Source organism: Chryseobacterium aurantiacum (genome assembly GCF_003020585.1).
GTDB classification, from domain to species: Bacteria; Bacteroidota; Bacteroidia; order Flavobacteriales; family Weeksellaceae; genus Chryseobacterium; species Chryseobacterium aurantiacum.
On record NZ_PXUE01000011.1, the window covers coordinates 1 to 3,001 of the forward strand.

1 rRNA gene is annotated in these 3,001 nt (G+C 47.8%); it reads right to left on the bottom strand.

Going from position 1 to position 3,001, the window contains the following annotated elements:
• Nucleotides 1–61: 61 nt before the first annotated feature.
• Nucleotides 62–2,823: ribosomal RNA gene (locus C7D53_RS20765) — 23S ribosomal RNA — on the bottom strand.
• Nucleotides 2,824–3,001 lie beyond the last annotated feature (178 nt).

Sequence of the window (3,001 nt, forward strand, 5' to 3'; positions counted from 1 at the left end):
TTTTAATCGATAAAAACTTTCACAAAGAGGTAACCTTGCTGCACTTCCGTGCGCCATATTAGGCTATAAATCTACGGGTAATTAGTACTACTCGGCTATGACATTACTGTCTTTACACCTGTAGCCTATCAACGTCGTCATCTCCAACGACCCTTAAAAGATGTCTCATCTTGAGGCGAGTTTCGCACTTATATGCCTTCAGTGCTTATCTCTTCCAAACGTAGCTACTCAGCGGTGCACCTGGCGGTACAACTGATACACCAGAGGTTTGTTCAATTCGGTCCTCTCGTACTAGAATCAAGCCCTCTCAAACATCTAACGCCCGCAATAGATAGAGACCGAACTGTCTCACGACGTTCTGAACCCAGCTCGCGTGCCACTTTAATGGGCGAACAGCCCAACCCTTGGGACCTTCTCCAGCCCCAGGATGTGACGAGCCGACATCGAGGTGCCGAACCTCCCCGTCGATGTGAGCTCTTGGGGGAGACTAGCCTGTTATCCCCGGAGTACCTTTTATCCTATGAGCGATGGCCCTTCCATACGGAACCACCGGATCACTATGTCCTGCTTTCGCACCTGATCGACTTGTGGGTCTCACAGTCAAGCACCCTTATGCCATTACACTCTACGCACGGTTACCAAGCGTGCTGAGGGTACCTTTGAAAGCCTCCGTTACTCTTTTGGAGGCGACCACCCCAGTCAAACTACCCACCACGCAATGTCCTTCTAAAAGAAGTTAGGCTCCAAGTAAGTAAAGGGTGGTATTTCAACGTTGGCTCCACCTACACTAGCGTGCAAGCTTCAAAGCCTCCCACCTATCCTACACATTACTTACTCAAAGTCAATACGAAGTTATAGTAAAGGTTCACAGGGTCTTTTCGTCCCATTGCGGGTACTCGGCATCTTCACCGAGACTACAATTTCACAGAGCTCATGGTTGAGACAGTGCCCAGATCGTTACACCATTCGTGCAGGTCGGAACTTACCCGACAAGGAATTTCGCTACCTTAGGACCGTTATAGTTACGGCCGCCGTTTACTGGGGCTTCAGTCAATGCCTTCGGTTTAACCCTAAGCACCTTCCTTAACCTTCCAGCACCGGGCAGGTGTCAGACCCTATACTGCATCTTTCGATTTTGCAGAGTCCTGTGTTTTTGATAAACAGTCGCCTGGGCCTCTTTACTGCGGCCACCATTGCTGATGGCGTCTCTTCTCCCGAAGTTACGAGACTATTTTGCCTAGTTCCTTAACCATGATTCACTCTAGCACCTTAGGATTCTCTCCTCGACTACCTGTGTCGGTTTTGGTACGGGTTGCTTCACTTCGGCTTTTCTTGGAAGCACTTTCCCTGCAGCAGCTTCGCCCGAAGGCTAGGCCTTGACTATTCCGTCAGTCTCCAGCAGGTACGGCACTCCGTCCCCTTTTTAGTGTGAGCAAGTATGGGAATATTAACCCATTGTCCATCCACTACCCCTTTCGGGTTCGCGTTAGGTCCCGACTAACCCTCAGCTGATTAGCATGGCTGAGGAAACCTTAGTCTTTCGGTGAGGGGGTTTCTCGCCCCCTTTATCGTTACTTATGCCTACATTTTCTTTTCTATCCGCTCCACAATACCTCACAGTACTGCTTCGGCGCAAATAGAATGCTCTCCTACCAGATGTACACAAGGTACAAATCCATAGCTTCGGTAATATGTTTATGCCCGATTATTATCCATGCCGGACCGCTCGACTAGTGAGCTGTTACGCACTCTTTAAATGAATGGCTGCTTCCAAGCCAACATCCTAGCTGTCAATGCAGTCCAACCGCGTTGCTTCAACTTAACATATATTTGGGGACCTTAGCTGTTGGTCTGGGTTCTTTCCCTCTCGGACATGGACCTTAGCACCCATGCCCTCACTGCCGTAGAACATTTATTAGCATTCGGAGTTTGTCAGGAATTGGTAGGTGGTGAAACCCCCGCATCCAATCAGTAGCTCTACCTCTAATAAACTTATATACGACGCTGCACCTAAATGCATTTCGGAGAGTACGAGCTATCTCCCAGTTTGATTGGCCTTTCACCCCTACCCACAGGTCATCCGAAGACTTTTCAACGTCAACCGGTTCGGTCCTCCACTCTGTGTTACCAGAGCTTCAACCTGCCCATGGGTAGATCACAAGGTTTCGCGTCTAATCCTACTAACTATGCGCCCTATTCAGACTCGCTTTCGCTCCGGCTCCGGTACTTAATACCTTAACCTCGCTAGTAAAATTAACTCGTAGGCTCATTATGCAAAAGGCACGCCGTCACACCATATAGGTGCTCCGACCGCTTGTAGGCGTACGGTTTCAGGTTCTATTTCACCCTTCTATTCGAAGTGCTTTTCACCTTTCCTTCACAGTACTTGTTCACTATCGGTCTTTCAGGAGTATTTAGCCTTGGAGGATGGTCCCCCCATATTCAGACAGGATTTCACGTGTCCCGCCCTACTCATTTATCACTTAAATATGCCTTTCATATACGGGGCTATCACCCTCTACGGCCGTTCTTTCCAGAACGTTCTATTAAACATAAATTAGCTTTTGGGCTAATCCGCTTTCGCTCGCCACTACTTACGGAATCTCTTCGATTTCTTTTCCTCCGGGTACTTAGATGTTTCAGTTCTCCGGGTTTGCTCTCCAATAAATTGGAGTGACTGGTCTTCAACCAGACGGGTTGCCCCATTCGGACATCTGCGGATCAATTCGTGTGTGCCAATCCCCGCAGCTTTTCGCAGCTTACCACGTCCTTCTTCGCCTCTGAAAGCCTAGGCATCCGCCATACGCCCTTAACGATTTCTTTCCTAATATTTAAATTAGTTCAGTATTTTTTGATAAATAAATTTATCGATATTTTTATAAACTCGGCACTCGAAAGTGCTCGGTTATCTCTTTGTGATGTCTTTACCGTTAATGTCAATGATCTTAAATTCTTCTTGTCAAACTGATGAACAGATGTTGTTTTTGGCTCCATCCGTAAC